The sequence below is a fragment of the Thaumasiovibrio clandestinus genome (assembly GCF_047250365.1).
GTDB lineage: Bacteria > Pseudomonadota > Gammaproteobacteria > Enterobacterales > Vibrionaceae > Thaumasiovibrio.
Window position 1 is genome coordinate 331,607 of record NZ_JBLBVL010000001.1, and the last position, 26,851, is coordinate 358,457.

Annotated in this window: 27 protein-coding genes and 1 tRNA gene; 9 read left to right on the forward strand and 19 right to left on the reverse strand. The window is 45.4% G+C overall.

All coding sequences use genetic code 11. From position 1 onward, the window contains the following. Positions 1-4: 4 nt before the first annotated feature. On the reverse strand, positions 5-622 hold the full coding sequence (gene ruvA / locus ACKLNH_RS01580; RefSeq protein WP_413110754.1) for a Holliday junction branch migration protein RuvA: 618 nt from the start codon (positions 620-622) through the stop codon (positions 5-7). Between the two features lie 174 nt (positions 623-796). Here ruvA and ACKLNH_RS01585 point away from each other — a divergent pair, with 174 nt between their 5' ends. Further along, entirely contained in the window at positions 797-1,627 is an 831-nt protein-coding gene (locus ACKLNH_RS01585; RefSeq protein ID WP_413110478.1) for a crotonase/enoyl-CoA hydratase family protein, read from the forward strand. Between the two features lie 112 nt (positions 1,628-1,739). On the opposite strand, the gene ACKLNH_RS01590 is transcribed toward ACKLNH_RS01585, so the two are convergent. Both ACKLNH_RS01590 and ACKLNH_RS01595 read right to left on the reverse strand, forming a co-directional pair. After that, positions 1,740-2,222: a YehS family protein gene (locus ACKLNH_RS01590; RefSeq protein WP_413110479.1), complete on the reverse strand. Its 483-nt coding sequence runs from the start codon at positions 2,220-2,222 to the stop codon at positions 1,740-1,742. A 135-nt stretch (positions 2,223-2,357) separates the two neighbouring features. Then, on the reverse strand, positions 2,358-3,350 hold the full coding sequence (locus ACKLNH_RS01595) for an alpha/beta hydrolase (RefSeq protein ID WP_413110480.1): 993 nt from the start codon (positions 3,348-3,350) through the stop codon (positions 2,358-2,360). Positions 3,351-3,518: 168 nt separating this feature from the next. Between ACKLNH_RS01595 and ACKLNH_RS01600 the strand changes: the two genes are divergently transcribed. Next, on the forward strand, positions 3,519-4,406 hold the full coding sequence (locus ACKLNH_RS01600; RefSeq protein WP_413110481.1) for a LysR family transcriptional regulator: 888 nt from the start codon (positions 3,519-3,521) through the stop codon (positions 4,404-4,406). Between the two features lie 70 nt (positions 4,407-4,476). Here ACKLNH_RS01600 and ACKLNH_RS01605 read toward each other — a convergent pair whose 3' ends face one another. Beyond that, complete coding sequence (locus tag ACKLNH_RS01605; RefSeq protein WP_413110482.1) at positions 4,477-4,959, reverse strand: hypothetical protein; 483 nt, start codon at positions 4,957-4,959, stop codon at positions 4,477-4,479. A gap of 511 nt (positions 4,960-5,470) precedes the next feature. Here ACKLNH_RS01605 and ACKLNH_RS01610 point away from each other — a divergent pair. Further along, positions 5,471-5,890 carry a hypothetical protein gene (locus ACKLNH_RS01610; RefSeq protein WP_413110483.1) on the forward strand — a complete coding sequence of 140 codons (420 nt, stop codon included), beginning with the start codon at positions 5,471-5,473 and terminating at the stop codon, positions 5,888-5,890. Positions 5,891-5,964: 74 nt separating this feature from the next. Here ACKLNH_RS01610 and ACKLNH_RS01615 read toward each other — a convergent pair whose 3' ends face one another. Beyond that, positions 5,965-7,092: an HNH endonuclease gene (locus ACKLNH_RS01615; protein WP_413110755.1), complete on the reverse strand. Its 1,128-nt coding sequence runs from the start codon at positions 7,090-7,092 to the stop codon at positions 5,965-5,967. A gap of 3 nt (positions 7,093-7,095) precedes the next feature. Beyond that, entirely contained in the window at positions 7,096-7,710 is a 615-nt protein-coding gene (locus ACKLNH_RS01620; protein ID WP_413110484.1) for a class I SAM-dependent methyltransferase, read from the reverse strand. A 416-nt stretch (positions 7,711-8,126) separates the two neighbouring features. Between ACKLNH_RS01620 and ACKLNH_RS01625 the strand changes: the two genes are divergently transcribed. Continuing rightward, on the forward strand, positions 8,127-8,615 hold the full coding sequence (locus ACKLNH_RS01625) for a hypothetical protein (RefSeq protein ID WP_413110485.1): 489 nt from the start codon (positions 8,127-8,129) through the stop codon (positions 8,613-8,615). Between the two features lie 216 nt (positions 8,616-8,831). Here the strand turns inward: ACKLNH_RS01625 and ACKLNH_RS01630 are convergent. The 6 genes from ACKLNH_RS01630 to bioB all read right to left on the reverse strand — a co-directional run bounded on the left by ACKLNH_RS01630 (position 8,832) and on the right by bioB (position 13,462). Further along, positions 8,832-8,919, reverse strand: a tRNA-Ser gene (locus ACKLNH_RS01630). A 144-nt stretch (positions 8,920-9,063) separates the two neighbouring features. Continuing rightward, entirely contained in the window at positions 9,064-9,510 is a 447-nt protein-coding gene (locus ACKLNH_RS01635; protein ID WP_413110486.1) for an L-alanine exporter AlaE, read from the reverse strand. A gap of 325 nt (positions 9,511-9,835) precedes the next feature. Next, on the reverse strand, positions 9,836-10,519 hold the full coding sequence (bioD, locus tag ACKLNH_RS01640; RefSeq protein WP_413110487.1) for a dethiobiotin synthase: 684 nt from the start codon (positions 10,517-10,519) through the stop codon (positions 9,836-9,838). Next, positions 10,512-11,297 (reverse strand): malonyl-ACP O-methyltransferase BioC, encoded by a 786-nt coding sequence (bioC, locus tag ACKLNH_RS01645; RefSeq protein WP_413110488.1) that lies wholly within the window; start codon positions 11,295-11,297, stop codon positions 10,512-10,514. The genes bioD and bioC overlap by 8 nt, the downstream gene beginning before the upstream one ends. Then, on the reverse strand, positions 11,291-12,406 hold the full coding sequence (locus tag ACKLNH_RS01650) for an 8-amino-7-oxononanoate synthase (RefSeq protein WP_413110489.1): 1,116 nt from the start codon (positions 12,404-12,406) through the stop codon (positions 11,291-11,293). Before ACKLNH_RS01650 ends, bioC begins: the two co-directional genes overlap by 7 nt. Before the next feature lie 3 nt (positions 12,407-12,409). Continuing rightward, entirely contained in the window at positions 12,410-13,462 is a 1,053-nt protein-coding gene (gene bioB / locus ACKLNH_RS01655) for a biotin synthase BioB (protein ID WP_413110490.1), read from the reverse strand. Between the two features lie 114 nt (positions 13,463-13,576). Between bioB and bioA the strand changes: the two genes are divergently transcribed. Both bioA and ACKLNH_RS01665 read left to right on the forward strand, forming a co-directional pair. After that, complete coding sequence (gene bioA, locus ACKLNH_RS01660; RefSeq protein ID WP_413110756.1) at positions 13,577-14,845, forward strand: adenosylmethionine--8-amino-7-oxononanoate transaminase; 1,269 nt, start codon at positions 13,577-13,579, stop codon at positions 14,843-14,845. 37 nt (positions 14,846-14,882) lie between these two features. After that, positions 14,883-15,452, forward strand: a complete 570-nt coding sequence (locus ACKLNH_RS01665) for an LON peptidase substrate-binding domain-containing protein (RefSeq protein ID WP_413110491.1) — start codon at positions 14,883-14,885, stop codon at positions 15,450-15,452. A gap of 106 nt (positions 15,453-15,558) precedes the next feature. On the opposite strand, the gene mlc is transcribed toward ACKLNH_RS01665, so the two are convergent. After that, a complete protein-coding gene (gene mlc / locus ACKLNH_RS01670; protein WP_413110492.1) occupies positions 15,559-16,788 on the reverse strand; it encodes a sugar metabolism global transcriptional regulator Mlc in 1,230 nt (409 codons plus the stop codon). Between the two features lie 489 nt (positions 16,789-17,277). Between mlc and asnS the strand changes: the two genes are divergently transcribed. After that, positions 17,278-18,681, forward strand: a complete 1,404-nt coding sequence (asnS, locus tag ACKLNH_RS01675; RefSeq protein ID WP_413110493.1) for an asparagine--tRNA ligase — start codon at positions 17,278-17,280, stop codon at positions 18,679-18,681. A 245-nt stretch (positions 18,682-18,926) separates the two neighbouring features. Next, entirely contained in the window at positions 18,927-20,117 is a 1,191-nt protein-coding gene (locus tag ACKLNH_RS01680; RefSeq protein WP_413110494.1) for an amino acid aminotransferase, read from the forward strand. A 71-nt stretch (positions 20,118-20,188) separates the two neighbouring features. Here the strand turns inward: ACKLNH_RS01680 and ACKLNH_RS01685 are convergent, their stop codons facing one another. After that, a complete protein-coding gene (locus ACKLNH_RS01685; RefSeq protein ID WP_413110495.1) occupies positions 20,189-20,503 on the reverse strand; it encodes a hypothetical protein in 315 nt (104 codons plus the stop codon). A 180-nt stretch (positions 20,504-20,683) separates the two neighbouring features. Further along, positions 20,684-21,079: a MarR family transcriptional regulator gene (locus tag ACKLNH_RS01690; protein WP_413110496.1), complete on the reverse strand. Its 396-nt coding sequence runs from the start codon at positions 21,077-21,079 to the stop codon at positions 20,684-20,686. A gap of 226 nt (positions 21,080-21,305) precedes the next feature. Here ACKLNH_RS01690 and ACKLNH_RS01695 point away from each other — a divergent pair, with 226 nt between their 5' ends. Beyond that, the gene (locus tag ACKLNH_RS01695) at positions 21,306-21,968 is read left to right on the forward strand and encodes a DUF2982 domain-containing protein (RefSeq protein WP_413110497.1); all 663 of its coding nucleotides are present in this window, start codon (positions 21,306-21,308) and stop codon (positions 21,966-21,968) included. Positions 21,969-22,010: 42 nt separating this feature from the next. On the opposite strand, the gene ACKLNH_RS01700 is transcribed toward ACKLNH_RS01695, so the two are convergent. From ACKLNH_RS01700 to ACKLNH_RS01715, 4 genes are all read right to left on the reverse strand, one after another. Continuing rightward, positions 22,011-22,664 carry an MBL fold metallo-hydrolase gene (locus ACKLNH_RS01700; RefSeq protein ID WP_413110498.1) on the reverse strand — a complete coding sequence of 218 codons (654 nt, stop codon included), beginning with the start codon at positions 22,662-22,664 and terminating at the stop codon, positions 22,011-22,013. 80 nt (positions 22,665-22,744) lie between these two features. Then, positions 22,745-24,418, reverse strand: a complete 1,674-nt coding sequence (locus ACKLNH_RS01705) for a L,D-transpeptidase family protein (RefSeq protein ID WP_413110499.1) — start codon at positions 24,416-24,418, stop codon at positions 22,745-22,747. A 427-nt stretch (positions 24,419-24,845) separates the two neighbouring features. Then, positions 24,846-25,634 (reverse strand): tetratricopeptide repeat protein, encoded by a 789-nt coding sequence (locus tag ACKLNH_RS01710; protein ID WP_413110500.1) that lies wholly within the window; start codon positions 25,632-25,634, stop codon positions 24,846-24,848. A gap of 182 nt (positions 25,635-25,816) precedes the next feature. Continuing rightward, positions 25,817-26,776, reverse strand: a complete 960-nt coding sequence (locus ACKLNH_RS01715) for a DUF4382 domain-containing protein (RefSeq protein ID WP_413110501.1) — start codon at positions 26,774-26,776, stop codon at positions 25,817-25,819. Positions 26,777-26,851 lie beyond the last annotated feature (75 nt).

Consider the following 26,851-nt stretch of genomic DNA (forward strand, 5'->3'; position numbering starts at 1 on the left):
ATCCCTATACCATACTGCGCAATGCTTCACGAATAATCGCTTCACTACTCATCTCTGCTTGAGAGACCTGTGCCACCACCTTGGTCGCTTGCGGCGCTTTATAGCCCAAAGATATCAGTGCACTGATCGCTTCGTCGTCGGCGCTAGCCTGTTTGGCCGCAGGGGCGTGGTTTGATGCAGCAGCCGGATCAGCTGGCGTAAATAGATCGCCCTCTCCCCAACCTTTGAGTCGATCTTTCATCTCCACCAGCAAGCGCTCAGCGGTTTTTTTACCGACACCAGGAATTTTCACCAGCGTTGTTAAATCATCGTGCTCAACGCAATAAACAAACTGACTGGCCGTCATCGCTGACAGAATAGCTAAGCCCAATTTAGGCCCTACTCCATTGGCTTTAATTACCTCACGAAACAGTGAACGCTCACTTTTGGTATTAAAACCGTAGAGTAGTTGCGCATCCTCTCGCACCACAAAATGGCTATAGATAATCGCTTCCTGCCCAACGTCTGGCAGCTCGTAAAAGCAGCTCATTGGCATTTGTACTTCGTAGCCAATACCACCCACTTCAATCACCACTTCTGGTGGTAGCTTTTCAACTAAAATTCCGCGTAAACGTCCAATCACGACCAGTGAACTCTTCTTTAAAATTTGCCATAGAATAGTAAATAGCTGGATGGATATCCAGCTTATTTCTCGCAATTATTCAACTCCATCAACTTCTAGCCACCTATCATGCTCAATATCTCATCATTCTTCATTTCAGCTACACTTTAACTGGACTGACCAGAAGGAAGTGATATGACCAAACAGGATGCTGTCACACTCAATTGGCATGGTGATACCGCCGTCGTTACACTCAATCGTCCCGAGAAACGCAACGCATTAAATATGCCCATGTTTAAACAGCTAAGCCAAATCGCCCAGCAACTCTCAAAATACAGCCGGTGTCGGGCGGTGATCATTCACGGTGCGGGTCAAGACTTCTGCGCTGGGCTAGATGTTAACGCTATTACCACCCACCCCACGTCGATCGTGCGGCTATTGTTTAAGTGGCTACCAGGACAAACCAATTTGGCGCAACAAGTCAGTCGCTGTTGGCGAAAACTACCGATGCCTGTTATCTGTGTTATACACGGCAATTGCTTAGGTGGCGGTTTACAGATTGCGCTCGGCGCAGATTTCCGCATTGCAACGCCAGATAGCCGCTTTGCGGTGATGGAAACACAGTGGGGGTTGCTGCCAGACATGGGGGGGTTATTGGGGCTAAGGGAAAATACGCGACGCGACCAACTGCTAAAACTCTCACTCACCAGTGAAATATTTCCTGCCGACACAGCGCTCGAACTGGGGGTAATTACTGCGCTATCCGACAACCCAATGCAGCAAGCACTAGATTGGTGTGAACAATTTGCCCAACACCCTTTTCCCGCCATTAAAGCAACAAAGCGCAGTTATGTTCGCTCTTGGACTGGCAGTGAACGAACACTGTTAGCGAGAGAAACTGCCTACCAGATAGGTCTATTGATAAAGAAAGACAGGGGTAGCGCGTCGGTAACACCAGAGCAGCGCACCACAGATGTCGGAGAGATTAAGCAACGTCGCCCTGAGGGGAAAGATCAAAGCCACTAATCAAGTAAAGCTCAAGTAAAAGCGGTAGCAGAGGCAGTAGCCCATTGAAATAATGGGCAGTAACATCACTACAATCGGCGACTGCTCTTTAAACAAACGGCTCTTTAAACGATTATTCTGATGCTTCAGCAGTGTCGTTTGGACGTAGCTGCAGCTGAACACCCATCAAGAAGTTACGCAGAATTTGATCTTTGCATTCTCGGTAGTGCTTATTGTCTGGCTTGCGGAAAAACGCACTGAGTTCATGCTTACTTAAACGGAAATCAACCAATTCTAAAATTTCAAGAATATCATCGGCTTTAAGGTTTAGGGCAATACGTAGTTTTTGGAACACCATGTTATTATTCAAATAACTTTCTGGCTTTGCCTGTTCCCCTTCACGCTTACCACGTTTCAGATTAATGAATCCATTCAGAAAAATCGCCAGCTCTGTGTCTTTCAGTTTAATAAACGCGTCGTAGTCTTCCTTTTTTAACCAACTCACCACTTGTTCTTGTGTTACGCTGAACTCTGCTAACGCAAAGATCTCAACCATGGCACTGTCATTTAAATCAAAGGTGTAACGTAGGCGGCGCAAAATATCATTATTGGTCAAAATAGATCCTAGTCTTAGGTAAGCCCAGTACAATCAATACGATTACTGGCACGCAGCAATTTTAGCAGATTTGTGACCTATCCCCTATCACTTAGCAAATTCCGGCACAAATGTGCCGGAATGTATTCTTGCGTACTATTTAGCGTTTTTTACGTTCTCGTCTAAAAACGCAACAATACGGTCAAACAACGGCATACGAGTACCATCACTGGCTAGGCTGATTGCATTTCCTGGGTAGCTATGCATAAAGCCAGGAACCCAGTTTACGCTGAAATCCACCCCAGAACGCTCTAGCAACTTAACCATGCGTGGTGCGTGTACAAGCATCGCATGATCGTCAAATTGAGAGTACGTTAACAGTGTTGGTGGAATATCGCTGTCCATAACACTAGCATCAAATGCAATCTCTGGCGCAGACATCGGGAAAGCTGCCACAACCGGTGCTTTAAAGCCAAATGCAACGTTTGCTGCAATACCACCACCTGCAGAGTGACCACCAATCGCAATACGCTCCGGATCAATATTGTATTGCTCCGCGTTTTCGATGATATGGTTAATTGTCTTCACCACATCTTCAGCACCCGACATACCGCCTTTCCAAAGAGTAAGCTTACCTTCCTGACCTTCTGGCGTCGACAGACCCAATGATGTACGAGCACGACTTACTCCAGCCAGCATGACATCATCAACATAAAGATCTAAATCAGCATGCAGGTTAGCCTCGCCTGGCATATGATCAGTTTCTGGCCACTCTGTAGCCAAACGGTATTCTGGCACAAACGTTACATAACCTTCTGCTGCAAACATACGGCCATATTCTTGTGGTGCTGTATGAATCGCATCACCCACACGGAAACCCGGCATAAATTTGTCACCACGGTGGTGACCACCACCATGAACATAAACAACCACAGGCAATGGCTCATCTGACTCTATGTTTGCTGGATGGTAAACGTCCATTAGCAAATCGCGCATTTCAATCTCGCCATGCTCACCTTCAGGGCGAACAGCACCTTGGCCGTAGACAATATCTTGCTCAACCGAGTAACCGAAGATGCTATCGCTATTCACCGTTGCATAGCTGGCACTGCTTGCCATAATCGACAGTGCTATAACCAATCTTTTCATTGCTTTGTTCCCTAAACGTTACGACTAATAAACAAATTTTTACCGACAAATATAGGAGACAGCGAACGCTATCTGAAATGCATATTTGACTGAGACTAAAATAAGCCATAATCTTTGCGGGAAAAAATACAATTTGATCGTATTCTACGTACAAAGCAGAGTATAGTTTTGATAACCATTGAACAAATTCACAGCTTCCGCCACGTATATTTACACGGCTCATACAGTGCCGCAGCGAAGGTATTAGGAAAAAAGCGTAACACCGTTCGCGAGTTAGTGATTGCATTGGAAGATTCGATTCATGTCGAACTTTTTGAAATTTCTGGCAGAAAAGCAATTCCGACAGATGCAGCACATCACCTGTTTTTAAGAGCGCAAAATCTGAGCAAACATGCAGAGGATTTTGAGCTAACTGCACTATCGTTAAGCAAAACAACGCTAACCACCCTCAACATCAATTATGACAACATGCTCCCAGTGGAAATGTTAGCGGAAATAAACGCTGCAATAGAGGCGGTATCACCACGATTAGCAATCAACTGGAGACAAACTTCCCGCCAACAAGCTTACGAGGCACTTGAAAATAATCAGTGTCACCTTGCCTTAATGGCGATTGAAAATGCACCGCAAACTCAAGCACGGGTGGCTGCAACCTATATTGGTGCGTTATCACTCGCTTGTTTTTGCCGTGCCGACTCTGAACTCGCCCAAACCCCCACCACCGTCGATGGATTAAGGCTAGCCACCCAACTATTTACTGATTGTACAACCGGCGGAGGAGTGGGCTATTTCAAGGTGTCCAATACAGTAAAAACGGTTGGTAGCTTTCGATTACTGCTAAGAATAATGGATAACAATAGCTGGGTGATTCTTGCGCCCCACAACGCTGAACCTTATGTCAAAGACGGCACACTCGCGAAAATCGCACTCTTAGATAAACGGCGGGAGTTCACTTATGGCATCAGCCTATTCCACTCCCTAGGCGGAGATTATCGCCCTGAAATCAATCAAGCCATTAATATTATCTGTGACGTCACAAAACGTTTTTTGGTTTAGTTAGGTGAGACTGAGTAAGATGGTTACCGTGCCCCGCAAGCCTTTGGTCACAAAACCTACAGGCGGCACTTTATGAATCACTAATTCTTTGCAGGAGCTTTTCTCTAAAACCAATAGGGTCTTTGTGAAGCGCTTCGTGGTATGCGATAAAAGCACGATACCTTGGTGTCGACATTAACCAAAGAGATAAGAAAGGTAATACTCCGAATGCTAGTCCAAACCACTTATTTTCTTGGTCGAATGTCATTGCAAACAATAAATAACTGGCAATTTGGACACAGACCATGATTTTATTTACCGCCAACGCACTAGGTTTACCTCTAATAATTAAAACGTTAGGTACCATTATAGCTAGAGCCATTAATACTTCGACTATTGTCAACGATATTCCGAACTGCTCCGCAGATAACTCTCCTGTTAAAACATGGATTGACATAACCATAAGAAAACAAGCGACTCCTCCACCGAGTAAGAGCAATATAATGTTTGATATGCCATAAGAAAAAATCCAGAGAGACAATTCATGGTTCTCGAAGAAGTCATCTGCCATCACTGCCAAGCTCCTCCTAGATACCGATTGCTAGAGTCTTAATACTTCCACCATAGGCGCTGCTGAGTTTGGTTCTGCACGCTAGTTGTACTGATGGCGTGTAATCTCGCTATGGGTCGCGATGATCACATGCTAGTAGGTGATGGGTGAAACATTATTACTGGCGGTTGATATAGAGAGATAATAGATGCGAAGTGATTCTCGGCGGCCAAGAAATAAACACTATTTTTTCTTTATAAATGCGACTCACTTCAATGTTATCTACCTCAACAATATTGCACCCAAATTAAGCAACATTCTTTTATTAAAACACAACGGAATTAAATGACCTTAGAAACACCTCATCATTAGATACTAGAGAAGAACTAAACACATCACCCCATGCATTGAGACGCCTATATTAATGTGATTTTACACACCATATATAGACATGACATAGTTATTCCCACCTTTGATTTGTATATTTATCTTTCTACGAGAGTAACTCTTTATATTAAAAAACATGAGAAAAGCAATGAAGCAACTAATTTTACTATTAAAAGCGTTTTACCTATGTTTATGCGCTTCAAGCATAGCTTATGCAAATGACATAGTGCAATGCGTAATCATTAACGAAGGTTATATTTCTAACTACCCTACTCTAATTAAAACAGAACAAACAAAACTCACTTCAGATACTGACTATCTTGAATCAATATTTAGAGCTAATGATTTAGAAGTACTCATCGGTACGAGTGCATTGATATCGCCAACCAATACACTCCCGTGGATTACAGGGTTTGAGCTCGATGTTAGATTCGGCAAAGGCAACTACGTTAAAGCAAAAAGTAATGCCAGAGATGTTTCTGATGAACGACTATCAACACAGCTAACCTTTGGAAGTAACGAGCCAACGTTAACCTCAGTGACCATTTCATGTGCAACTGTCGATTAGGCGCCAACCCAAGTGCTACAAAGTAAAAACCGGGAGTTGTTAGTGTGCCTTTTTCCAGTTTAGAGTTTTTTCATTTAACGACCTTTAAATATTTCACCACGATGATAGCGAAGATATGGCTTATGGTTATCCTTAATGCTAAATGACATATCCTCTTTCAAACCGATCACATTCGGCGACTCCAAGTATCTAGAGATCAAGACTTTTCCGTGATCGTCAAAGGAGATAAACCCGAGGTCAAAAGCCTTATCAAGATTGGCGAGCAGTAACAAACCATTGAACCTATCTAACCGTTCTTCGTTACTAGAGTCTCGCCAAGGCTTAATATGAGAAGCCAACAATAATTGAGTATTACGATACCCTGTTACTGCGCAACCACCCCACATTTGGATCAGTTTTGTTCTGAAGTGTCCTTGCCCTACCCTTGTATTAACCAAGATGGTCTTTTCTGTCTCGGATAAGGAGTTATCAGTCATGACCTGCTTGATATCGGCATTAATATCCACCTGAGATAAGTCTGATAAAAATTTGTGGTAATGAGATAAGGCGGCGCTGTACATCCCCTTTCCCTTAGTATCACGAATTTGAAACTCTTCTAATTCTCGTGCCTTTTCTTCATAACTAACAAATTGTCGATATGAATTAATATCAGTAAGTGGCCCCTCTATTTCACCAACATCCATCAACCAATTAGATATTGATCCCCGCACCGCTCCCAGATAGTTACTGGCTGTTTTTTCGGACTTACCTATATCAATCAACCACTGATGATATAACGTCGCTAAATCAGAAAGGTTGGAGACTAGCGCTTCTTTTAGTTCGTTGGAAACGATATAGCTTTTCATATAGCTAAACAATTCATCGTCAATATACGCATGATCTACCGCCTTAGCGGAATAGCGCCTGGTTGATACCTTATCGTAGCCGTCATGATAAGAAAGAAACCAAAAGCCTTCACTTCTTAAATGAAAGAAAGGGTTTTCAGGTGTATTTTTATCTTTGCTCTGAGCAAGGTTGTCGAAATGATGAGTAAACTGATCTTTAAGGGGCTGATTAAAATAGATCTTATTCGTCGTTATATGTCCTGCTTGAATCAAATCCATGACAGCAAGCAGCATACACACTTTATGAGGACTTTTTTTACCACCAGCACTGTTCATTTTCAGGTTCTGAAAACGTTCTAAGTAATATTCTAACGCCATCATCTATCCTTTGCAGATGCGATAATTTTCTCTCTCCAACACAACTGTTTGCCACGAAACATTTGTCCTGTTCAAAGAGTCCGCTCCATCAGCCACATGACATACTGTCAGACCAACAACCTTACCTAATGTTTCTATTTCTTCAATGGAAACGCTGTGAGCACTACGTCCATCATCAAAACCGCCATGGCGCAATGTGATCACCAGCTTTCCATTGTCGGAAATAAGCTCAGAAAATACAGAGAACGATTCTTCTCTATCTTCTCTATTTAAGTGCATCCATACTGCTGAAACCAAAATCAAATCATACTGCTGACATAAGTTTCTTGCTTTCGCTAAAGCTGGTAGCGAGTCATCTAACCACTGAATTTGCGAAGAGGAGTTTGAGCGCCCTAGTTGACGAAGTTCACTTGCTGGTTCGATAGCAACAACAAAGCAACCTTGTTTAAAGAACCACCTAGCATCTCGGCCTGATCCAGCACCAATATCAAGGATCTTGGTATCCCCTTTAGGCCAATACATACGCCACGCGCGATGAACGTTTTCAAATTCTAGAGAATCATATTGCGTTGCTAGCTGAGTAGCATTTTCATTATAGAAAGAGACATTTACAGACATAAACCAACCCATATATCAACCTGATTCATAATATATGGATTAGTTACGTATGACGATCAAGAATTATACAAGCGCTAGTAATTGTGATGCTAATCGCGACTAAAACGAACTATCGCCAGTCAATCATGAAACAGTTTGAGTATACTTTTTGTAATACCCTAATCTGCCGCGTGCTATGAGGAAAAACTAAACTAGATATGGAGATGGGCATGGAAGCTATATGGTGGCTCGGTATGATTTAACCATCGACTGATGTGACGGGACTCACATATATGGTGTAACAGAGGACTCTAAAAGTAGAACCAAGCCCAATGATAAGAGCATTTTGAATCCAAAGTTGTTCAACTTATCCGAATTCTTTGTTCATATACTGTGGCGCGCTACATCTTGATACCCATCCACAACAACACGCGGCAATGAGCTGGCTTGTTAATATTAACGGCGAAGCGCTAAACAATGAGTTTATTCTCGGTGAAGCGGTGAAGGCTCGCGGGTTAACCGTTACCCCGCGCGGCACATTAGATGGAGCCCTCGCTACAGTAGCAAACCGAGAAGTCACCGCACGCGCCATCCGCCCACTTCCAGTATGTAACGTCCGTTTAAACGGTGTTTACGATCCTGATTCAATCACGCTACCCCTCACCATCGAATGGTCACACCGCAACCGCCTAAGCCAAGTCGGCACCCCCGAAGATCTAACCAGCTGGTATACAGAAGGCGGCATGGAGGCTGGGGTTGAGAGTGTTATCCACATAGAAGATCAAGATGGTGATCTGCTTCACATGCAGCAAGGTACGTTCACCAGCTACAAGCTAGAAAAGGTCGAAGGCCTTGAGCGTTTAAGCACGATAAGAGATGGGCATGAAAGCTATATGGTGGCTCGGTATGATTTAACCATCGATTAATGTGACGGGACTCACATATATGGTGTAACAGAGGACTCTAAAAGTAGAGCCAAGCTCAATGATAAGAGCATTTTGAACCCAAAGTTGTTCAACTTATCCGAATTCTTTGTTCATATACTGTGGCGCGCTACAGAAACTAGACAAAATCGCTACTGGCTGAGCTTGATAAACCGCAGACACAAAAAAAGACGTCCGAAGACGTCTTTTTTCTAAATTTGGCGGTGAGTGAGAGATTCGAACTCTCGATACGTTGCCGTATACACACTTTCCAGGCGTGCTCCTTCAGCCACTCGGACAACTCACCGTATTGTTTTGTTGTAACGCTTTGCGTCTCAACGGGGGCTAATTTAATGATTTGCCGCCCTAAGGTCAAGCGACTTTATGGAAAAAAGCCCTATTCGCTAACTGTTTGTTCGGCAATTAAACATTTCGCTGTAAAAGGCACCAACTAGCGGGCCATTTCGTAATACCCCGGCACACGGAACATGCGGCGGCAAAGCTCAAGGAAATGGCCATAAACCACCCCTAATGCACCCGATACTAATGCATTACTGGTCACTGCCGTGACAATTTGATCAAAGTCTGCACCTACGGTAATCAGAATCAGTGCATACACCGGCGATTGAAACAGTACATACGCGACAAAGTCAGCTAACCCTTTCACTGCACTGTGGCGCCCCAATCGCTGTGATATGCGAATAACCAAGTCACGAAATGCCCCATAAGGCCATGCGATTAAGATGTTGACCGGAATCGATAAAATACGTGAAGCTAACGATTGTTCGAACGACATGCCACTAACAAAAATTTCGATTGCCATTCCAGCAACAAAACCAAACAAAACCATAGCAAAAACATTTGCTACCGCATTTCGTATACAAACACGCCCTTTCACCGCAACCTCACAGATTATTATTCGTCAAAAACAAGATTAAGGTAGTCACCTAAACTGCTATTTAGCTGCACACCTAGAATTTGGCGCTATTAGACCAGCTTTATCGTGAAATGTGCTACTGTTTTTATGTTTTTGTGCTGTATATATCGCTCCATCTAGAACCAATGTCAGAATGTTATACTGGTCACACTAATCACACCTTTAGTCTTGGGCGATTCAGGTTAAAGACAGGGAAAACAACAAGATGCTGATGATCGCAACGAGCAGGCATAAAAAAAGCAGCATTTCTGCTGCTTTTTTTATATCTGATGAGGCTCAGGCTACTTTATTCGCCTTGAAGTAGCGAAAAGTCGATGTATTTAGACAGGTCACGCTTGGTTATGCCCGGCATATAAGGGATTTCACCCAGTTTGTTACCCGGCAGCTTCGCTTCTAACAAGCGAATTACGTCGGCGTAGTTATCTAGGCCTGGGTTGATTCGGTTTGCCACCCAACCAACCACCTTCAAACCATCACGCTCGATGGCTTCGGCGGTTAATATTGCATGGCTCATACAGCCCAACTTAACCCCGACGACCAAGATCACCGGTAATTGCTGGTGTTGTACCCACTCTGACAGATATTTATCATCTGCCACAGGCACACGCCAACCCCCAGCACCTTCAACTAACACCACTTCAGCTTTAGACTTCGCATTTTCAAAAGCGGTATCAATAACATCAAAGTCAATTGAAACCCCTTCTTTGCGTGCTGCCAAGTGTGGCGATGCTGCTTCCACTAATGGATAAGGGTTTACTTCTTCGTAGCTCATTTCTACATTTGCAGCATCCAGCAAATACAGTGCATCTGTATTTCTGGTGCCAACAGGCGTCAGTTGACTGCCCGATGCAACCGGTTTGAAACCAGCAATATTAACGCCAGCGGCAACTGCTGCCTGAATAATGGCACGACTACAAACAGTTTTGCCTACTTCAGTGTCGGTGCCTGCAACAAAAAACGCGTTACTCATTGACGATCACTCCAAAACATACTTGATAAGTTGCGGGCAAGAGACCATTCGAATGACGGTAGTGCATATACGCCGTTTCTAACTCGGCTAACGCACGTCGGCTGAGCAAACCTGACTTGCGTTGCTGATGCAAGTGGGTCGCGCCAATGCCTTTTAAATCCCGCATTAAGTCTCTTGCGCAAGAATAATATTGAACAATAGGGTTAAATTCTAACCCCTTTAAATTCAGCTTCGCTTGCGCTAACGCAATTTTTATCAACTTTTCTGATAAAAATTCATTAATATGTTGAAGATTATCGACCTGCCTCCATGCATTGGCGAGTTCAAATAGGCTACCTTCGGCCAATGTGGAAAATGCAATAATCCCCCCAGGCCGAACCACACGCCGCAATTCCGCAAGCGGAACGCTTAAGTCTGTGCACCATTGCAACGCCAATGAACTAAACGCTATATCAACGCTATTATCTTGTATCGGTAAATGGTCTGCGTCTGCGGTAAGGTAGTTTGCTGCCTCTCCACAGCGTGTTCGCGCCTGAGCTAACATTGCCTCACTCAAATCGAGGCAAGTCACTTGATGGCCTTGCTTTATTAACTCAGCCGAAAAGTAGCCCGTGCCACAACCCACATCAAGCACTCGCTGAGGCATATCATAGTGGGGTATTTTTGCTAATAACTGTTCGCCAACAATACGCTGGAACTCGGCGCTGTTGTCATAACTCTGCGCCGCTCGCCCAAAAGCCTGTGCGATAGCGCGTTTCTGTTCCGTATTTTTTAGCATATCGCCTCCGTGGCTTTGTCTAATGCCCGGCATAATGCAATAACCTCATGCGGTTGATGATCGCAACTTAACGTTATTCTTAAACGCGATGTGGGTACGGTAGGCGGCCGAATCGCAGACACCTTAAACCCACCACTCAATAACTGTTGTGATACCGCCAATGCTTGGTCGGCATTCTCCATAATGACTGGCTTGATCGGTGTCGCCGTATATGGCGACCGCAAAGGCTCTGGCAAGTGTTGGTAAAATAACGCCGACAAGCTAGCGAGTTTTTCGCGGCGCCAGCGCTCAGATTGAGCAAGTCGAATTGATTGATACACGGCCAATGCTTGCGCAGGCGGCATGGCTGTCGAATAGGTATAGTGGCGTGCAAATTGCAGTAAGTAATCATAAACGGCCTCACTGCATACCAACGCCGCCCCTGCCACACCCAGTGCTTTACCAAATGTCACCAAGGTAATATCTGGGCTGATCTGACTAGCGCTACCTTCGCCCTGTTCGCCCACCACCCCGATGGCATGGGCATCATCGACCATTAGCACGCTGTTTGCTTCAGAACTTATCTTAGCGATATCCGGCAAGGGTGCCATGTCACCGTCCATACTGAACACCCCCTCTGTCACCACCATCTCTGCCGAATGTCGCTGACATAAGCGAGAAAGATCGTGCATATCATTGTGACGAAACCGCCACTGTGTGGCATTAGATAATAGGCCGGCTTCAATCAGTGAGGCATGGTTCAAACGGTCTTGCAACAGCACGTCACCTTTGTCTAGCAAGCTAAACAACGCAGCCTGATTAGCCGCAAATCCACTACTAAACAGCAAGGCGCGTGGCTGATTTAACCAATCACATAAAGCGGCCTCTAGCTCACGGTGGGCTGGAAAATAGCCAGTGACCAAAGGTGAAGCCCCACTTCCACTGCCATATTGTGCGATGCCTTCGCAAAAGGCCTGTTTAACCGCCGTTGCTTGCGATAAGCCGAGGTAGTCGTTACTGGAAAAATTAACCACCCCGCGCTGCGACAATTGATTAACATCATGCCCGCGCAACAAACCTTGGCTGTGTCGCTCGGCTACGCGCTGCTGCCAGCGCTGCTTCAGTTTCATGCTTTACACACTGGCATCATAAAAAAGATCATCTTTCGACGGACGCGAGACAATACGCTCGGTGACCTGCTCTAACAGGGCTGCTTCTTCTACTTCGTCAGGTTTCTGCGCTTTATCGACACTATTGATACCCAACTTTTTAAATAGTTGCATATCTTTATCTTCATCAGGGTTTGGGGTAGTGAGTAGCTTGCAGCCATAAAAAATGGAATTTGCACCAGCCATAAAGCAAAGCGCCTGCATTTGTTCGTTCATGTTTTCACGCCCGGCAGATAGGCGCACTGCCGATGCCGGCATAAGGATGCGCGCAACGGCGATAATGCGAATGAAGTCAAATGGGTCAACATCTTGCGCGTTTTCTAATGGTGTGCCTTTTACCTTTACCAACATGTTAATTGGCACGCTTTCCGGGTGCTGAGGCAAGTTAGCTAGCTCCACCAGCAAACTCGCCCGGTCGGTCGCAGATTCTCCCATACCGATAATGCCGCCAGAGCAGATTTTCATCCCGGCCTCTCGCACATGGCCTAGGGTGTTCAAACGGTCTTGATAAGTGCGGGTGGTAATAATTTGATCGTAATACTCAGGTGAGGTATCCAGATTGTGGTTGTAATAATCCAGCCCTGCCTTTGCCAGCTCTTGGGCTTGCTCTGGGGTTAACATCCCCAGTGTCATACACGTTTCAAGCCCTCTGTCTTTCACGCCCTGAATCATCTCAGTTAAATACGGCATATCACGTTGTTTGGGGTTTTTCCACGCCGCCCCCATACAAAAACGTGTTGCACCGGACGCTTTCGCTTTGTCCGCGGCTTCCAGTACGCGCTCCACTTCTAACAAACGTTCGCGCTCCAATCCGGTACGATAATGCGCGCTTTGTGGACAGTACTTACAGTCTTCTGGGCATGCGCCCGTTTTAATCGACAATAGAGTGCTCACTTGCACGCTATTTGCCACATGAGATTGTCGATGAACTTGCTGCGCTTGAAAGAGCAAGTCCATAAAGGGTTGGTTAAACAGCGCTTCAACTTCGCTGATGGTCCAGTTATGCCTAATGTCCACGTATTCACCTTAATTTTTCCATGTGTATTACTTGGCTAGTCTACGGTTAGACAGTAAACTGTCAACCCATTGATCGCGCATGCGTTTACAACTGGACGAAAATTAACCATGGATATCGATATAAACTTTGACCGAGAGCACCTTTGGCACCCTTACACCTCAACCGTTAATCCGCTGCCCTGCTACCCTGTCAGCCACGCTAAAGGGATATACATTCACCTTGAAACTGGGGAAGCGCTTATTGACGGCATGTCATCTTGGTGGTCGACCATCCATGGCTATAACCACCCTAGCCTCACTCAAGCCGCGAAAAATCAATTAGATAACATGTCTCATGTTATGTTTGGCGGCTTAACCCATGCGCCTGCCGTCGAGCTCGGCAAAAAGCTGTGTGCCATGAGTGGCTTTGAGCATATCTTTCTTGCCGATTCTGGATCGGTCGCTGTGGAAGTTGCGCTGAAAATGGCACTGCAATATTGGCACTCGTTGAATGAAAAAAGGACCAAGTTCCTTACGCTACGTCACGGCTATCATGGTGATACGTTCGCAGCCATGTCGGTTACCGACCCCGATAACTCGATGCATTCCATTTATAAAGGCTTTCTTCCTGAGCACCTGTTTGCTGAATCCCCCAGCGGTGGTTTCCACGACGAATGGGATCCCGAGCAGATCGAAAGCTTTCATTCCCTAATAAAACAACACCACACAGAGATAGCTGCCGTTATCCTCGAACCCATCGTGCAAGGCGCTGGCGGTATGCGCATCTACCATCCTGAATATTTACGCGAAGTTCGCCGCTTGTGTGATCATTACGGAGTGTTGTTAATCGCCGATGAGATTGCCACTGGCTTTGGTCGCACTGGAAAACTGTTTGCTTGCCAACATGCCCAAATTCAAGCCGACATTATGTGTGTCGGCAAGGCGCTAACTGGGGGGTATATGACGTTGGCCGCAACCATGACCTCAAAGCAGGTTGCTGATACAGTCTGTCGCGGCGAAGCTGGGTGTTTTATGCATGGGCCGACGTTTATGGCAAACCCATTAGCGTGTGCGGTAGCCAATGAAAGCCTCGCGTTACTTCAAAACAATCAGTGGCAACAACAAGTTCAAGACATCGAAGCAGTGTTTGCAGACCAATTACCAAAATTAAACCAGTACGCTATGGTAAAAGAGACGCGTTGGTTAGGGGCGATTGGTGTGGTCGAACTAAATCAACCGGTTGATATGATTAAAATACAGCAGCACTTTGTTTCTCAAGGCGTTTGGATCCGCCCTTTTGGGAAGCTCATCTATATGATGCCGCCCTATATCATTAGCAAAAATCAGTTAATTCAGCTCATTGATGCCGTCGAATCAGCAATACAACTAAACCTAACGGCATAAAGCGACGTATAACAGGGAAAAGACAATGGAGCCATTGATGAGTCATTACCTTTTCCCTTTGCCGATCATACTGTTGCCAGGCGGGATCACTAACCTGCGTATTTTTGAGCCACGCTATCTACGCCTCATCAAAGAGTGTGCGGCTAATCATACGGGGTTTGTGCTCGCGATGACTGAAAATGCTCAAATCAGTCCACTGGGTACACTCGTGCGCGTCATCGATTATCAACAGCGCGACGACCACTTGCTAGGCGTAACCATTAAAGCGAGTCATATCGTCAAAGCGAGCAATACTCACCAGCAGCAAGATGGATTATGGGTCGCAGATACCGAACGGCAACCCTATTGGCTTGAACAAGAAGAGCGAACAATCGGGCAGAGTGCGCCGCTAACGACAAGTTTGCAAACGCTGTTTAATGATAACCCGGCACTGGCCGGGCTGTATGCAAACCCAGCATTTACTGATCCGGCTTGGGTTTGCTGTCGGTGGTTGGAGTTAATTCCTTTATCCGCTGCGCAGATGCAATGGTGTTTGGCTCAACATGATCACACTGAGGTGCAGCGATATCTGCTATCCATGCTTTTTGATAGCACACCACCTCATTAATCACCTTAGAGACAAACCCTTGATGCAACCCTTGTGAAGTCTGAACACTGCTTGCTGAAATACTGGTTGATAGAATTTCTTTCTGCTCAACGCAGACTGGCCCCTTTCAACCGTCGATCATTTTCATCAGCAGGCTGCCATCGTACATCGCTCTTTTCACTAACGCTGCACCTGGCATTGTCGCTTGAGTATAAAACGAGCTCTCTTCAAGTTGAAGATTCTGGCAATAAGCTGGCAATGCACTGCTCTCAATGCATTCACGAATCGCAGGGTAAAGCACCTTTTTCGCTCGGTTAAACTCCCCGCCAATCAAGATTTTCTCTGGGTTGAACAAGTTCACCATAATGGCGATGGCTTGACCCAAGTTATGCCCAAGCTCAATAATCACTTGCCGAGCAAGGGGGTCATTGGCCACGGCGGCTTCACATATCCGTTCGATGGTTATTGCCCCACCATGCAGAGACGAGGGTCTTGGCTCGGCGGGTTTGGCTTCATTAAGCATTTCATTAACTTGGTCTTTCACCGCTTGTGGGCTTGCCACCGTTTCTAAACAGCCATAGTTACCACAAAAGCACTTCTTACCAAACGGCTTGATTTGAATATGCCCTAGCTCACCAACATTACCCAAACGGCCTTGCAACACCGTTCCATCGAGCACGATTCCGGCCCCTATTCCATGATGAATAGAGATTAAAATGGAGTTTTCTGCTTCGCGCGAGTGGCCAAACAATCTTTCAGCCAGTGCCCAAGCGTGAGTATCGTTGGCGATAAAAACGGGCAATCCCGTCGCTTCATGGATACGCGGCCCTAATGGCATGTTCTTAATGTTGTAGTGTGGCATCTGCAGCACGACACCTTCTTGCGCATTAATCAATCCTGGCAAAGAAATCGCAATACTTGTCACTCGATCAACTTCTTTCACGTGACGAGCAAAAAAGGTATTAATTTCTGAAATAATCTTTTGCAACAATGGTTCTTGCTCAGTATCACTAAGATTATGTCGCTCATCAATCAGCAAATCACCACCGTGCTCATGCAACGCTATAGTCAAGTAGCCCCGACCTAAGCGAATTGACATAAACTGCCATCCTTCATTTAAGGTTTTTAGCCCGATAGCAGGTCGCCCACGGCTCGCAGGTTCAATAATTTGGGTTTCTTGGATCAGATGCGCATCCATCAACTCACGCGTGATCTTCGTTATACTAGCAGGTGCAAGTTGGCTGCGTTTAGACAACTCTATTCTGGAGATAGGTCCTTGCTGATCGATAAGTCGATACACACTTCCCGCATTATTACGTTTTATATGATCAATATGACCAGGTTGGGCAAGATACATCCCGACACTCCAATAAATGATAATTTTCTATTTTTTTACTTTGCGAAGAAATTGTTAAGTCACTTAGCGCTTTCGCGTGAGCATTGTCACGTTAATTCTTAAATGCACACATAAAACGCAAAAAAATAACATCTTAAACCACGAAAAAAAGCCGTTTATTTTTTAACGGAAAATATCTAGTTTAGAACCACTCTATGTGAAAAGCGTTAGTTTACATGATTAGAGGGAATATTCCTCCTTGCCTGAGTGATAAATTTCATTCCATCAATAACCGACATCGCCGAGTCAAATCAACGGCTATTTCCTTAAAAACAGGTTGTCTGATGAAGTCTTAACCATCTGGGGGCATCGATTACTGACTTATTTTAGGAAAATCACCGTTAACTTCTCAACAAGGGTTGAAGCTGGCGGCAAGAAAGGTAAGATGCGTACTTTAAGATAAATTAACTATCAGCACATGTTCGTGCCCTCATGGAGTATTATTTTAGCATGACGACTTACGCGCCTGTAACAGACGTGCTGAGCGGAAAAATCGCTATCGACAGTGAAATCACTGTTCGTGGCTGGATTCGCTCGCGTCGAGATTCCAAAGCTGGGATCTCTTTCCTTGCCATTTATGACGGCTCTTGTTTCGACCCGATTCAGGCCGTGGTCCCGAATGAACTGAATAATTACAATGATGAAGTATTGAAGCTGACCACCGGTTGTTCAGTTGAAGTGACGGGTAAAGTTGTCGCCTCTCCAGCTAAAGGCCAAGATTTCGAACTTGCCGCGACCAATGTAAACGTGGTTGGCTGGGTAGAAGATGCTGACACATACCCAATGGCAAAAACACGCCACTCTATTGAGTATTTGCGTGAAGTAGCACACCTTCGTCCGCGTACCAATGTGATCGGTGCCGTTGCCCGCGTGCGTAACTGCCTATCGCAAGCGATTCACCGCTTCTACCACGAGCAAGGTTACTTCTGGATGTCTGCGCCACTCATCACCGCCGCTGATGCAGAAGGTGCGGGTGAGATGTTCCGCGTATCAACATTAGATTTGGTTAACACACCAATGACCGACGCTGGCGACGTTGACTTTGACAAAGATTTCTTTGGTAAAGAGACATTCCTGACCGTTTCTGGCCAGTTGAATGCAGAAACTTACGCGTGTGCATTAAGCAAAGTGTACACCTTCGGCCCAACGTTCCGTGCAGAAAACTCAAACACCAGCCGTCACTTAGCTGAGTTCTGGATGGTAGAGCCTGAAGTGGCGTTTGCCGACCTAGACGATGCCGCCAAATTGGCTGAAGACATGCTGAAATATGTTTTCAAAGCAGTGCTGGAAGAGCGTCGTGACGATCTTGAGTTCTTTGCCCAACGCATTAATAAAGAAGCGATCACGCGTCTAGAACAGTTCGTAACGTCTGATTTTGCGCAGGTTGATTACACTGATGCAATCCAGATCCTTAAAGATTCTGGCCGTGAGTTTGAGTTCGACGTTGAGTGGGGCATTGATATGTCTTCTGAACACGAGCGTTACCTTGCAGAAGAACACTTTAAAGCACCGGTCGTGGTGAAAAACTACCCGAAAGATATTAAAGCCTTCTACATGCGCATGAATGATGATGGTAAAACCGTCGCTGCGATGGACGTTCTTGCCCCAGGTATTGGCGAAATCATTGGTGGCTCACAGCGTGAAGAACGTCTAGAGCTGCTTGATAAGCGTATGGTAGAGATGGGTATCGACCCTGAGCACATGAACTGGTATCGCGATCTACGTCGCTACGGCACTGTGCCTCATGCTGGCTTTGGTTTAGGTTTTGAGCGCTTAGTCTCTTATGTAACAGGCATGGCTAACATCCGTGATGTAATCCCATTCCCACGTGCACCACGCTCTGCAAACTTCTAAGCTTTGACTTAGATAATCTTTAAAAGGGCTGCCTAAACGCAGCCCTTATTTATCTTTACCCTTATTTACCTTTAAAATAGCAACATAATGTTGTACTCACCCATCACACTTAAAGACACGCTTCCCTTTCACTTCTTCTTATCAATACACTGAGCATTAAAAAATTTTTATAACAAGGCATTGCGCTCAATGATAAGCAAAAGTATAAAGGAGAGAGTCTTTTCACTAACACATGGACGACGAAAATGTTTGAGAAAATTGTTGCCGCTCCAGCGGATCCTATCTTGGGCTTAACGGAAGAGTTTAAAAGCGATCCACGCCCCGAAAAAATTAACCTAGGGGTTGGTATTTATAAAAATGAAGCTGGCAACACGCCGGTTCTCGCCACAGTAAAAAAAGCGGAAGCCATCCTTCTAGAAAAAGAGACCACCAAGTCTTACCTGAGTATTCCAGGCACAGCAGAATACGGCCTAGCCGTACAGCAGCTACTGTTTGGTGCTGATGCACAAATCATTGCAGATAAGCGAGCACAAACGGCTCAAGCTCCTGGTGGAACGGGCGCGCTGCGTCTTGCTGCCGAATTCATTAAACGCCAGCTCGGCGATGTAAAGGTTTGGCTCAGTAATCCAACATGGGCTAACCATAACGGCGTATTTACTGCCGCAGGTTTAGAAACAACGCAATATAGCTATTACGACGCAGAAGCCAAGGACATGGACTTTGCATCGGCGTTAGCGGATCTGCAAAACGCATCGGCCGGTGATGTCGTTCTACTTCACGGTTGCTGTCATAACCCAACAGGTATTGATCCCACGACTGAACAGTGGCAACAACTGGCACAGCTCTGTGCTGAAAAACAGCTTCTACCTATGTTTGATTTTGCTTATCAAGGCTTCGCTAAGGGTGTAGAAGAAGATGCGCAAGGCTTGCGTATTTTTGCTGAAACCTGCCGTAACCTGCTTGTTGCTAGCTCATTCTCAAAGAACTTCGGTCTGTATAACGAACGTGTCGGTGCGTTTACGCTTGTTGCTGATACCAGCGCATTAGCCGCAACCGCTTTCAGCCAAGTAAAAGCCATCGCGCGCGTTATCTACTCGAACCCACCAGCACACGGCGCTGCCATTGTCACCGAAATCCTTAATGACAATGCTCTACGCGTTGAATGGGAACAAGAAGTAACGGACATGCGTGATCGTATCCAAGAGATGCGCACGCTGTTTGTTGCAACACTAAAAGAGCTGGGTGTGGATGCGGATTTCAGCTTTATTGAACGCCAAAATGGCATGTTCTCTTTCTCTGGGTTAAATAAACAGCAAGTGACCCAGCTAAAAGAGCAGTTTGGTATCTACATTGTTGGCTCTGGCCGTATCAGTGTCGCAGGCATGACAAAAAACAACATGCTACCACTGTGTAAAGGCATTGCCGCGGTACTTTAGCTTACAGCACTAAAAAGCGAGGGCACTGTATAGTGCCCTAGTTTCGCCAAGATTAGCCTGCTGCATTGCTGCTAGCCTGATTTATCATAATCAAAAGGCAAAATATTATTACAGTACAGTTCTTTCTCGTATTGTTTCTCAAGCTGCTCGCGCCAAGGTTTGTCAATAATCGATACCAAATAAAACTTCTCCCTCGTGGTATCGGTCACAAACGCCATGCCATGTCGCATTAGCTCATAGTGAATATCATTAATGAACACCTGACTGAAATTCTGCCTTCCTGTCAGTTGGTTAATATCATTACGGGTTAAACTCACCCCCGTGGAATCATCACTAAAACGCTGCCTGAGCCAATGGGCGAATTCTCTTGCGCTTACCATTGTCATTCGGAGCTCCTCTAGACGACTAACTGCATATGTAATTTAATGTATAGCAAAATTTTGAGGCGCTGGTCTAAAAAGGTGTCTTAAAAACTAGATTTAAAATGAGAGTTTAGGTAGGAAGAGGAAGGAAAAGCAGTTTCCCACCTTGTGCTTTATCGTGAAAACACAAGGTGGAAAAGGCAATTATGCTGCTTTATACAGCACTTTATTGCCTGATAGCTGAATGCGCTCGACTAAGCCCTCTTCAGCCAGCTTTTTCAGCGCGCCGGTTGCCCAAGAAGCGGCCTTTGCATCTTCTTGTCCAGCGGCTAGACCAATCCCTTTCGGATTAATTCCGTCGGTATTGCCCTTAACAATGTCGAGTACCTGCTGCTGCTTAGGGGTTAGAGAAACCGCTTTAGCTGCTGGCGCAGCTTGAACTGGTTTTTCTGCAGTTTTAACAGATTGTGGCGCAGCCTCAACTACTGGCGCTGTTTTCTTTACTTCTGGTGCTTTACGTACAGTAGCTTTAGCTGCCACTGTCACTTTCAGCTTTTTGCTCAGCTTTAACTGAACTTTACGTTTGTGAGAAATTCTCATTAAATATCCTACTCCGTTGCTTACTTGCGCCGCCACCGCAGCGAAAAAGTAAGCGCGTTTTATACCAAAAAACGACACAAATTTGTAGCCAATCCCACTTCAACACCGGAATTTACCCTCTTGTTCTGTGAGACAAAGCAATAATTGACGAAAACATTGATAAATCTTTACCTCATGCTTACCAACCTGAAACGTAATATACTTTAGGTACACATGGAGCATTGAAATGAAAACACGCCATATTGTTAGCGTGCCACCGCAGTTGACTCACCTATTTGCCCGAGGTGCCATTGGGCTTATTCTTTCGTTAGGATTGGCGTTATTGCTATTACAGGTCGCGATAGCTTTTGCCGTGGCCATTCTTGTTAGCTGCATCTTTATTCTCAGCTTCATCTATATGAGGCTCAGACGCCCCAGGGTCGCGCTATCGCTAACGCCTATGCACATACAACTACATCACCCAGCAGGCGGCTATGCGGTGCGCTGGCGCGATATACAGGCGATAGAACAATTGAGCTTAGAAAAAGAGGGCTGGCACCAACCTTTACCTTGGGTCTCCATCAAATTGAATAATACTGATCGGCTCTTGCAAAGTATCTGTCCCCGCTTAGCCAGTCGGCTGATGATAGAGCAACGGGTTTTGTTAGTCATGGCTTACAAGAGTGGACGTCGGGGGCAAGTACCGATTGAAGACATGCTATTTGATGATACCCCATACACAACCAACGGCATCACCTATACCGGACTAATGGCTATTTTCGCTAATCGATTGAAATATAACCGCGAGTTGCTAGGTGGTGAGCTGCTTATTTCTGAAGAGCTGTCGGGAATGGAATGCACCGAGCTCGTGGGACTGGCTCGGCGCTATTTGGCTGCATCTGAACGCTAATGTTAGCCTTCAGCTGCTTTAACGGCTGTGAAGGTTGCACATTTAATAAAGTGGCATCTCATCAGCCACAAACGGATTAGAAGCGCGTTCTTTTCCAAATGTTGACAACGGGCCGTGACCAGGAATAAAAGTCACCTCGTTCCCTAGTGGCCACAATTTGCCTTTAATCGATGCGATAAGTTGACCATGATCGCCTTTAGGAAAATCCGTTCGACCAATGCCTCCCTGAAAAAGAACATCACCGACAAAGGCGATATTGGCCTGCTCACTATAAAACACAACATGGCCTGGCGTATGTCCAGGAGTGTGCAGTACCCGCAATGTTTGCTGGCCTATTTTGACTTCATCGCCATCATCTAGCCATCGATCGGCATCAAACGCATCAACGTGCGGAAAGCCGAACATGTTGCTTTGTGCCGGTAGCGCTTGTAACCAGAAAGCATCATCTCTGTGTGGGCCAACAACAGGTACATGCAACGCCTTAACCAATTCAGGTGTGCCGCCAACATGATCCATATGCCCATGCGTTAACAGTATCTGGGTTAGCTCTAAGCCATTTTCATGAACCGTTGCCATGATTTTACTGATATCACCACCAGGATCGACCACAGCGGCTTGCAACGTCTCATCACACCAGATGACAGAACAGTTTTGCTGAAATGAGGTAACGGGAACTACCTGATATTTAAGGCTCATAACACTTTCCGATTCGCTAAATTAAGCGAGCAGAATAGCGGTCGAACGTATCTGATGCAAGTTTCTACCTCGTTAACGGTTTATAACCCCAACGCTGTTAGCAATTCATCATCAAATGGCCAGTGCTGACTTTGATCATAATGATAAATATCGGTGCGATACTGACGTGTTCCTTCCTCTTCATCGAACCACGCGGTTTGATAGATAGTCTCTACTGGAATATGTTTGGTTACTGGCACAAACTTGGTTGTTTTTCGTTGCTCGTACTTCTCAACCCGGGATGCAGAAACACCACTTCGATCCATCAGCCAATCGGCAAGATCTGCCGCTCCTTCTACGCGAATACAACCAGAACTAAATGCGCGCTGCGACTGCGTAAATAGGTTCTTCGCTGGCGTATCATGGAGGTATATCGCGTTATTATTCGGCATATTGAACTTGTAACGTCCCAGGGCATTATGGTCGCCAGGGCTTTGTCGCAAGCGGTAGGGGAAATGATGCACACTGATATTTTCCCAATTAATCATATCGGCAGGAATAACATCAGAGGAACGCCAACTCACCAATATTTGATAGTTATTCTCATCCAAGTAATTATGGTTAGCTTTAACTTTCGGCAAAATATCCTTACGCATGATCGACGTAGGAACATTCCAGGGCGGGTTAAATACGACAGTGTCTAACCGAGAGGTCAGTAACGGTGTTCGACGGGATGGTCGGCCGACAATAACTTTGCTTGAAAACTCAACTTGGTTTTCTTGCCATAACGTTAACTCATAATCTGGAATATTGACCACTAACATGCTGTCGCGTTGCGATGACCAAATACGCAAACGTTCCATGTTCAATGCCATTAAACGCACCCGCTCTTCCAATGGCGTATTTAGCCACGCCTTGGTGTTTGGCCCAATAATGCCATCAACTTTTAAGCCATGACGCGATTGAAAGCGCTCGACAGCCTCAACCATTTCGTTTGCATATACGCTTGGCACCTCCTGCAGCAGTGCCTCGCCAAGGTATTCCGGCATATCACCTAAAGCAATCAGTATCGCCACTAATGCTTGAGCATCATCCAGCGCCTCGCCTGGGCGAATTAATCCAGCCTGTTGGAACGTTGGCAGCGGTGCTTCTTCTAGCGCTTGTAGGGCTAGAATTGCTGCCAACATATTATCGTACGCCCGTCCGGCGGGTTTGTTTCCATCCAGCCAACTAAACAAGTAGTTTTCATTCACTGCATGCAACAACCTCGCAATGGCGGCTGGTTCCGGCTCGAAGGTGCTAATCGGTACTCCAGCCCCAAATAACCACGCCTTGCCCTCATGAACGACATCTTGTTGGTAGCGTAAATAAGCCAACAGCAAATCGGTCGCCAGAACTTCATAACTTAACCAGTTCTGCTCTTGCTTTGTCTGCATTAGCAACCTTGCTCGCTCTTCAAACCAAGCGCTCACGTCTGCTAATGCAATAATATTAATCTGCTGTTCTAGACTCACTCTTACTTGGTGATCATTCCAGAGCGGTTGAAATTGGCGCTGCTGATAAATTTTAGCCACGAGCGTTGGATAGCGCAGCTCAACCCCTGCGGGTACCTGCTGTATAACGGCGGAATAGACGCTAGGATCCAATTCTTCAGCTAACACGATAGCGGCTGGGTTTGCATTACCAATAGAATCTGCATAGGCCAGCGCTAACGGCATGCTTAACGCCACCGCCAATCCGCATTGCACTACCACACCTATTTTTCTTACCCGCATTCTAACACTCCAACCTCATGTTACAGAAAAGCGCATCCTACTCTCTACTGCTACATAACAAAAAGTACATCCTGTGACTTCGTCAACGGCATCAACAACAAAATAGTGACATCGGCGTTGGCAATAAAACACTTCATCTCATCATTCAGGATAGCACTATTACCCGGTTCAGCATGGCTGATACCTGCCCGTCATCATCTCATCGCTGTCATCATCTACTACCTCATATTCACTAAAGGCATAGTAACAACAAGGCAACTAAAAAGTTGATGCTTCATACAGTTAACGTCCACTTGGCGTACTTTAGCAATCTTTTTTCTAAGAACTGGATGCGTTTGCTCGAAATGCATACATTTTTATGCAGAAGAGAGAACAAAGGCGCTCAATCATTGAGCGCCTTTGTTTGGTGTCGGAAAATGCAATCGGTTTAGTTATCAATCCATACTTGCTTTTGCTTGTATGTTTCTAGACGTTTAGCAAAGCTCATTCTACGTGATTGCGCCATATCATCGCTGCCCAATGAAGCTAACGCTTTTGATTGCGTATCAACAGCCATATCAAACTCACCACACGCGGCATAAGCAGCAGCAAGGTTGTCTAAATCTGATGCGTCAACTTCAGGTAATCTGACGATCAGTTGTTTGGCCAACTTTAATGCTTTTTCGCCATTACGTTGCTCAGGGTCAGGGCACGTTGCATACAGCCACACAAGGTTACGTCTTGATAACAGTGAGCCTTGCTCTGCCGCTGTTCTATACCAGCTAATCGCATCAACGCAGTTTTGCTCTGTTTCAACTTGACCTGTGGCATAAAACGCAGCGACCGCTTCCATTGCTTCAATGTCACCACTATTCGCCGCTTTCATATACCACGTAAATGCTTGCTCTTTATCTTTGGGAAAACCAATACCACGCTGAAATAGACCACCCAACATCTTCTGCACTTGCGGATCACCATTGGCTGCCATTTCTAACCAGTAAATGGCTTTTAGCAGATCTTGCTCTACCCCCTGCTCTCCAAACAGATACGCATTTCCCAAAAATAACTGTAACTGCTGATCCCCTTCTTGCGCTTCTAGCTCAACAAGCTCTAACGTGGCGGCAAGGTGGCTACTTGGCTCAGTCGTATTAGAGGCAACGCTGGTGAAGGAGAAACCGAAAGCGAACATGGAAAGAAGAGCGAACTTAAAGAAGATGTTAGACGTAAATTGCTGCATGTTTGCTTGCCTCTTGAACTTATTGACAGGCCAAACGATAAAGAGGAAGCGGTCAAAAATCAACCACTTCCTCTATAGAATTTTATGCTAAATGATCTAACGTCATCCGAAACAATTGGTTACAAACATCGCTAATCGCTGAATTTGTGATCTTTGCAGCATTTGCTCTTCGACATTCAGGCTCACTCTGTAAAATCGAACACTTTTTCCTGTGTTGCTAGCAACTCAATTTCAGCCACCTGCTCTGATGGGTTAGCAATAATAATCTCATCATACTGAATTGGATTATCCACCGTTGCACTGCATGTAAATGCCACGGTGTAATCACCCGCTGGAATAAAGCCAAAGAAGTAGTTACCATCATCCATCACGCCTGTTGATGCGTAAGGCGCAACGTAATCAAGTGGCAACTCAATTTCATCACGATAATCTGGATCCGTAATATCAATATTGTCGATCAAAACACTGTCTTGATGACCGTGACCTGCATATAAATAGACAAAATTACCCGTCTCTGCCAGGCATCCATCTCCAGCACCCAACAAGTTAACATCAACATGACCCTTCAACGAGGCTGCTGCGCTGTTATCAACGATTTTGACACCGTGTGGTTTCAAGTTATAGCCATTGTTGTTGCCATTATTGCCACGTAAGACTAGTGACTGACGTAAATCAAACTCAATGGTAAAACTTTGCACGGTCTCGGTTGTGACCTCAAAACCACCTAGTTTCAACTTATTAGATGGGATCTTTAGATCAAATTCGCCTTCATCTTCCGTTAATACCCAATTGAGGTCTTGTTGTGCCTTCGTATGAATAATCAGCTCTTTATAAGTACCAATTGGGAGCCTTTGATCGGTAAGAATTAACGCCTCTTCACTACCAGGGTATTTTAATAGGTCGATTTGCTGATAATCATCACCAGCGACATTTTCATCCACACTAATAAAAAAGCGCTGACCATCTTCATGGCGCAACTCTAACGCATCAAAAGCAACAACCACTTCTGTCGCTGAATCAACTGGGGCATCCGATACGCTAAATGAAACTTGAGCAGTAGCCATTGTAGGGTCATCTGAACCACCACAAGCAGCCAGTAAGAAAGGAGTCAGAATAACAGCTACGGAACCAATACGACGCATAGAAGTTCTCTCTAATTAAGTAAAAGAATATGCTGGTAACTATCGACCATTACTCTCTATATTTCTAGCCAAGAA